Here is a 5,949-nt window from a genome sequence, read left to right as displayed (position 1 = left end):
CCGCCGCAACGGCGTGCGGCGGCGCTGTATGCCGCCGCACTGGGAGCCCTGCAACTGCGGGACATGGCGGGTGCGCGGTCCGCTGTGCAGAAACTCCAAACGCTGGTGCAGGCCGACTCCGCTGCGCTGCGGCTCGCGCGCTTGCTGCGTGCCGAGATCGAACTGGCTGCGGGGGATGTCTCGGCAGCCCAGGCGGCAATGCCAGAAGCCAAAACTGCGGGCGTTGGCACTAGCACACGCAGGGCGGAGCTGCTGCTGCGCACCCAGATCCTGCTCCAGGCAGGCCAAGCCAGCGCAGGGACGGACGCGCTGCAGACCTGGGTCGCCAACCACCCCAAGGATGCCAGCGCATGGCACCTGCTCGCGGCCGTGTGGCAGGCCCAAGGCCATGGACTGCGCTCCATCCGCGCGCAGGCCGAGGCACATGCCGCACGTTATGACTATGCGGCGGCGGTGGATCGGTTCAAGGCAGGCCAGGATCTGGCCCGCCGTGGCGGCGCTGCAGCGGACCACATCGAGGCGTCGATCATCGACACCCGGCTGCGCGCCACGGAGTCACTTCTTCGCGAACAGGCCGCCGAGCGCTGACTCGATCAGCACGCCCAGCACTGAGTAGATGAGCGAGCCCAGCAGGGCTGCGCCAAAACCCGCCACATGGAAGCCGTCGAGCACACTGGCGGCGGCCCAGAACATGAGCGCGTTGATCACAAACAAGAACAGCCCCACCGTGACGATGGTGACCGGCAACGTCAGCACCACCAGCACCGGCCGCAGCACCGCGTTGAACAGCCCGATCACAAAGGCTGCGATCAGTGCCGAGGGAAAGCTTTTCACCTCGACACCGCTGTAGATGTACGCCACGAACAACAGCGCGGCTGCGCTAAGCAGCCATTTGAGAAGAAGTTTCATGGTCAAAGAATAGCTCCGGCCAGCGACCAATCAAAAAGGGCCCGCAGGCCCTTTCAGTCACCACACCCACCGCAGTCAGCGGGCGTGCATTGGCGCATTAGCGCCTGTCGGAGCGGCCCGTCACTCCAGCACCAGCGCCCACAGGGTGCCAAAACCCGTGAGCAGGCTGCCCATAAGGGTACCGGGCCTGGGTGTTGGCCACCGACGGCCCGCAGTCTGGCTTTTCGCTGTCGCCTCCGGGGCTTCGGATTTGGGGCGACGAGCGTCCACCACCTGCGCAGCTTGGGGCTGGGCTGCCTGCAGTTGCTCCGTCAGTTCCACCAACGGCCCCTTGGCGACCACGGTGGTCACACTGTTCGCAGGGCCCCGCAGGCCGGGAAGGATCTGGGCAAACAGTTTGTCCGCCCACTTGGTGCGCCAGTTCTCGCGGGCGCTGTGGCTCACCCATTTGCTGATGCGGTGGGTCATGCGTGGGGCACAGGCCACCAGCACCCACTGGGTAGGCGCCGCTGCCTCACGGGCAAACAAGGGCGCAAGCACCTGATGGGCATACGCTGCGTCGTCCACGTACACGATGACTCTGTCCATACCGCCTCCTGTGAAAGCCCCAATGCCCCGGGGGCGAAGCACTCCCGGGGGCCGTCGATCTGATCAATGCTTTTGTTCAGCAGGCGCTGCAGCGGTGCGGCGCGAAAGAATGAACTTCCCAGCCGCCAGCACCAGCAGTGCACCCGCCACGCTGGCACCGTACTTGACCGTGTCGAGCACATCGCCCGAAGCGTCCAGTGGCATCTTCAGCATCCATTGCCACTTGTCGGGGTTGGCCAGCGCGGGGTCGGTGACCAGCATGCCCCCGGCGATCCAGCCCAGCAGCATGCCGCCCAGCGTGATGATCATCGGGAAACGCTCCATGAGCTTGATGACCAGTTGGCTACCCCAGACGATGATCGGGATGGAAATCAGCAGACCCAGCACGACCAGCAGGAACTGGTGTTCGCCAGCGTTCTGTGCCGCGCCGGCAATGGCGATCACGTTGTCCACGCTCATCACCAGATCGGCCACGATGATCGTCTTGATGGCCGCCAGCAGTTTGTCGCTGCCCTGCACGTCGCCATGGCCCTCTTCGTCCGGGGCCAGCAGCTTGACGCCAATCCACACCAACAGGATGGCGCCCACGAACTTGAGGAACGGCAGTGCCAGCAGGGTCATCGCAAAAGCGATCAGGATCACGCGCAAGACGATGGCACCCGCCGTTCCCCAGATGATGCCCTTGGTACGCTGTGCAGGGGGCAACTTGCGGCAGGCCAGCGCAATGACCACTGCGTTGTCGCCACCCAGCAAGATGTCGATGATGATGATCTGGCCCAGTGCGAGCCAGAATTCGGGCGATGCCAAAAAGTCCATAAATTCCTCAGTATCAGTAGCGCGAAGGGAGGATCTCGCTGCCACTGTAGCGCCGAGTCCATCCCTGGGATAGGGGGCCTGCGGTTGGAGGATCAGGGGCTTGCCACCGCGCAGCGGGGGCGGCACGCGAAGAGGCAGCCTTGACCAGCCCACAGTGGGCCCATCAAAGGTCTTGCTCGGCCCTGCACATGGAATATGTGCGTGGGCCCGGAACGCCGGAAGCGATGCTTCGTATTGACGACGAATCCGATGCCTTGCGCTGCGAAGTCAAGGCCTGGCCCCGCTGCAATACAAGTCGGGAGCTACTCCCCTTCGAGCCCTCGATTGGAACATCGCCAGCGCAGCCGCGCAAGGCTCGCGATGTTGTGGTTACTGCGTATGAACGCCCCTGCGCAGGGGGCCTTCGCGGAAAACACCACCGCCTGCATGCCTCGGGCGGGCGGCTATGATCCAGCCCCCTTGTGTCCTGTCCCTTCATGGCCGCCATCCACATCACTGACATCGAAGCCGCCATCAACCACTGGCGCCACCGCGCGCCTTCGCCTGACGGCGTGGCGCTGGCGCCCGAGATCGAGGCTCTGGGAGAAGCGTATGCGCTGATGGTCTACCACCGCCAGACCACCATCGGCGAAGGCGACCTGCCTGCGCGCGCACTGGCCGCGTGGCATGCCTGGTACGACACGACCCCCGACACCCCCTGCATCGCCATCTGCTCGACCAGCCAGGGGGACGATCTTTGCAAGGGGTGCGGGCGCACCTTTGATGAAGTGCAGCACTGGCCCGCCATGAGCCCCGTAGAAAAGCGCGTGGTGTGGCGCCGCATCACCATGGAGCATTCTGCGTGGCGCTTCAACCGCTACGCCGAGCGCGCGGCCGAGGGCGCATCAACACCCCAGCCACCGGCGCCCTGAGGCCGCCGACCAAGGCAGGGGCTGTACGCCAACCCCTGCAGCGGCTATGGTGCAGCCATGCTGCGCCTGACCCAAGCCCCAAACATCGCCATCGCCACGCTGTGGGCCGACCTGCTGTGCGAGGCGGGCATGGCGGCGTCGGTTCAGCGGCAGTATCTGGGCGCCGCCGCAGGGCACCTGCCGCCCGACCAGTGCCTGCCCGAGATCTGGCTGGACCACGAGGAACACGCCGCCCGCGCGCACGCCTTGCTGCAAGAGTTGCAGGCCCTGCCACAGCGCCGCTGGGCCTGCGGCTGCGGCGAGATTGTGGAGGGCGGCTTCGAGCAGTGCTGGCAATGTGGCGCGCTCATGCCACGGGACTGAAACGCCTGCCCGCGCATGCAGGCACACGAACACACGGACAACTAAAAAGCTATAAATTTAATAGCATAAAAAGCACATCCATCGCGCGGGGAAGGCCTTTTTAGGCCAAAAAAACTACTTCCAACGCACGGGCTCCACATGCACGCTGCCCAAAGTGCTGCTCAGGGTGATGGCCCCTTCCTGCACCGTCGCCTGCAGTTGCATGCTGCGCTCAGCCAGCTGTGCCAGCGCCTGGGAGGCCTCGGTAGGAATGCGCCAGACCTGCAGCTTGTCCAGCCGCGAAAGTTTGGACTCAATCCCCTTCCACCAGATCTCGGCCGCGTGATTGAAGCAGTACACGATCACCGAATCAGCCTTGCTACAGGCCTTGGTCAGCGGCTTGTCCTCGGGCTGTCCCACTTCGATCCACACGCGCTTGCGTCCGGTGAAGTCGGTGAGCGATGCATCCGGGTCATCGGGGTCCGACAGGCCGGCGCCGAACGCCAGGGTGGCGTCGCCATTGCACAGGTCATTGAGCTGGTGCGCCTGGATGGCCAAAGCAGCCAGCCGGACCATCATGCGCTCGTCGGTCTCGCTGGGGTGGCGCGCCAGCGTGAGCGCGTGATCGGCGTAGTAGCCGTGGTCGATGTCGGCGATTTGCAGGTTCGCCTTGAAGATGGTGGATTTGATGGCCATGCAGCCTCACTACAAAATGAATAGCTGCCAGCGCTTGCCAGACACGCGCCAGTGGCCAAAAATGCTTCAAAAACCCGGCAGCACATGCAACCGACTGTGGCCACAAGCCAGCAACACCAAAGATCCGGCTTTGTCGTGCCACAGTTTGCGCCCCAGGGGTGAGGCGCGCAGCGCAGCGAAGGGTCAGGCCCGGCGTGCCAGCTCGGCCGCCTTGCCCACATAACTGCCGGGCGTCATGGCCAGCAGGCGGTCTTTTTCGGCCTGGGGGATTTCCAGCGAGTTGATCAGGCCATGCAGCGCCTCGGCCGTCACGGTCTTGCCGCGGGTCACTTCCTTGAGCTTCTCGTAGGCACCTTGCACGCCAAAGCGGCGCATCACCGTCTGGATGGGCTCGGCCAACACTTCCCAGGCGGCGTCCAGATCTTCGGCCAGGGCCTCTTCGTTGATTTCAAGTTTGTTCAAGCCCGTGAGCAACGAGGCGTAGGCCAGCGTGGCGTAGCCCAGGGCCACGCCCATGTTGCGCAGCACGGTGCTGTCGGTCAGGTCACGCTGCCAGCGGCTGATGGGCAGCTTTTCGGACAGGTGCTTGAGCAGCGCGTTGGCCAGGCCCAGGTTGCCTTCGGCGTTTTCAAAGTCAATCGGGTTGACCTTGTGCGGCATGGTGGACGACCCAATCTCGCCCGCCTTCAGGCGCTGCTTGAAGTAGCCCAGGCTCACATAGCCCCAGATGTCGCGCGAGAGGTCGATGAGGATGGTGTTGGCGCGCGCAACGGCGTCGAACAGCTCGGCCATGTAGTCATGCGGCTCGATCTGGATGGAATAGGGCTGGAAGGTCAGGCCCAGGCCCAGGGGTTCGGGCGTTTCGATGACCTTCTTGCTGAAGGCTTCCCAGTCAAACTCAGGCCAGGCGGACAGGTGGGCGTTGTAGTTACCCACGGCGCCGTTCATCTTGCCCATGATCTTGACGGCAGCGATCTTCTCGCAGGCGGTCTGCAGGCGCATCACCACATTGGCCATTTCCTTGCCCACGGTGGTGGGGCTGGCGGTCTGACCATGGGTACGGCTGAGCATGGGCACGTCGGCAAAGGCGTGGGCCATTTCGCGCAGCTTGAGCACGATGCGGTCCAGCCCTGGCAGCACCACCTGGTCGCGGCCCGAGCGCAGCTGCAGCGCGTGGCTGGTGTTGTTGATGTCTTCGCTGGTGCAGGCAAAGTGCACAAATTCGGAGGCTTTTTCCAGCTCTGGGCGGGCTTCAAACTTGCTCTTGATCCAGTATTCGACCGCCTTGACATCGTGGTTGGTGGTCTTCTCGATCTCCTTGATCGCGGCGGCATCGGCCTCGGAGAAGTTTTTGACCAGGCCCAGCAAGTAAGCGCGCGCTCCGGTGGTAAGCGGCTTGAACTCAGCAAACCCCGCATCAGACAGCGCGATGAACCATGCCACCTCCACCTGCACACGGCGGTGCATGTAGCCGTGCTCGCTCATGATCGGGCGCAGGGCGGCAAGTTTGGGGGCGTAACGGCCGTCAAGCGGCGACAGGGCAGTGATGGTGGACAGGCTCATGGCGCGCCATTGTAGGCGGGGTGGGTCGGCGGGGTTTGTGGGGGCGGCGCATCAGTCGGCCTCACGCCGGGTCGCTGTCGATAGAATCAAACCCGAATTGTTCAGCATCCCCGCGCACTGGAAG

General features: G+C 64.1%; 8 protein-coding genes and 1 pseudogene. 3 read left to right on the top strand and 6 right to left on the bottom strand.

Translation table 11 applies throughout. The annotated features are described in order from the left end of the window. A pseudogene (locus DBR12_RS22690) lies at window positions 1–588 on the top strand (peptidase M48); the annotation flags it as partial. Here the strand turns inward: DBR12_RS22690 and DBR12_RS09695 are convergent. From DBR12_RS09695 to DBR12_RS09685, 3 genes are all read right to left on the bottom strand, one after another. Then, window positions 556–909 carry a phage holin family protein gene (locus tag DBR12_RS09695; RefSeq protein WP_108617049.1) on the bottom strand — a complete coding sequence of 118 codons (354 nt, stop codon included), beginning with the start codon at window positions 907–909 and terminating at the stop codon, window positions 556–558. The pseudogene DBR12_RS22690 and the gene DBR12_RS09695 overlap by 33 nt on opposite strands. A 120-nt stretch (window positions 910–1,029) precedes the next feature. Then, complete coding sequence (locus DBR12_RS09690) at window positions 1,030–1,497, bottom strand: hypothetical protein (protein WP_108617048.1); 468 nt, start codon at window positions 1,495–1,497, stop codon at window positions 1,030–1,032. A gap of 63 nt (window positions 1,498–1,560) precedes the next feature. Next, complete coding sequence (locus DBR12_RS09685; RefSeq protein WP_108617047.1) at window positions 1,561–2,313, bottom strand: TerC family protein; 753 nt, start codon at window positions 2,311–2,313, stop codon at window positions 1,561–1,563. A gap of 476 nt (window positions 2,314–2,789) precedes the next feature. On the opposite strand from DBR12_RS09685, the gene DBR12_RS09680 reads away from it, so the two are divergent. Then, complete coding sequence (locus DBR12_RS09680; protein WP_108617046.1) at window positions 2,790–3,224, top strand: DUF3717 domain-containing protein; 435 nt, start codon at window positions 2,790–2,792, stop codon at window positions 3,222–3,224. A gap of 57 nt (window positions 3,225–3,281) precedes the next feature. Continuing rightward, window positions 3,282–3,587 carry a hypothetical protein gene (locus DBR12_RS09675; protein ID WP_108617045.1) on the top strand — a complete coding sequence of 102 codons (306 nt, stop codon included), beginning with the start codon at window positions 3,282–3,284 and terminating at the stop codon, window positions 3,585–3,587. 114 nt (window positions 3,588–3,701) lie between these two features. On the opposite strand, the gene DBR12_RS09670 is transcribed toward DBR12_RS09675, so the two are convergent. Genes DBR12_RS09670 through purB form a run of 3 tightly spaced genes read right to left on the bottom strand, consistent with a single transcriptional unit; the run spans window position 3,702 to window position 5,825 of the window. Then, window positions 3,702–4,256, bottom strand: coding sequence for a YaeQ family protein (locus DBR12_RS09670; RefSeq protein WP_369861462.1), 555 nt, complete (start codon window positions 4,254–4,256; stop codon window positions 3,702–3,704). Then, window positions 4,142–4,483, bottom strand: a complete 342-nt coding sequence (locus tag DBR12_RS23560; protein WP_369861460.1) for a DUF1010 domain-containing protein — start codon at window positions 4,481–4,483, stop codon at window positions 4,142–4,144. The genes DBR12_RS09670 and DBR12_RS23560 overlap by 115 nt, the downstream gene beginning before the upstream one ends. Then, on the bottom strand, window positions 4,446–5,825 hold the full coding sequence (purB, locus tag DBR12_RS09665) for an adenylosuccinate lyase (protein WP_108617043.1): 1,380 nt from the start codon (window positions 5,823–5,825) through the stop codon (window positions 4,446–4,448). The genes DBR12_RS23560 and purB overlap by 38 nt, the downstream gene beginning before the upstream one ends. Window positions 5,826–5,949 lie beyond the last annotated feature (124 nt).

It is taken from the genome of Acidovorax sp. HMWF029, assembly GCF_003060895.1.
Lineage (GTDB): Bacteria > Pseudomonadota > Gammaproteobacteria > Burkholderiales > Burkholderiaceae_C > Acidovorax.
The sequence above is the reverse complement of the archived record's forward strand: the minus strand, read 5'-3'. Positions and strand labels throughout refer to the sequence as shown.

Bases quoted from the DNA above. Each gene is read 5' to 3' on its own strand.
- DBR12_RS09695 (WP_108617049.1), bottom strand. From the start codon at position 909: ATGAAACTTCTTCTCAAATGGCTGCTTAGCGCAGCCGCGCTGTTGTTC.
- DBR12_RS09690 (WP_108617048.1), bottom strand. From the start codon at position 1,497: ATGGACAGAGTCATCGTGTACGTGGACGACGCAGCGTATGCCCATCAG.
- DBR12_RS09685 (WP_108617047.1), bottom strand. From the start codon at position 2,313: ATGGACTTTTTGGCATCGCCCGAATTCTGGCTCGCACTGGGCCAGATC.
- DBR12_RS09680 (WP_108617046.1), top strand. From the start codon at position 2,790: ATGGCCGCCATCCACATCACTGACATCGAAGCCGCCATCAACCACTGG.
- DBR12_RS09675 (WP_108617045.1), top strand. From the start codon at position 3,282: ATGCTGCGCCTGACCCAAGCCCCAAACATCGCCATCGCCACGCTGTGG.
- DBR12_RS23560 (WP_369861460.1), bottom strand. From the start codon at position 4,483: ATGTGGGCAAGGCGGCCGAGCTGGCACGCCGGGCCTGACCCTTCGCTG.
- purB (WP_108617043.1), bottom strand. From the start codon at position 5,825: ATGAGCCTGTCCACCATCACTGCCCTGTCGCCGCTTGACGGCCGTTAC.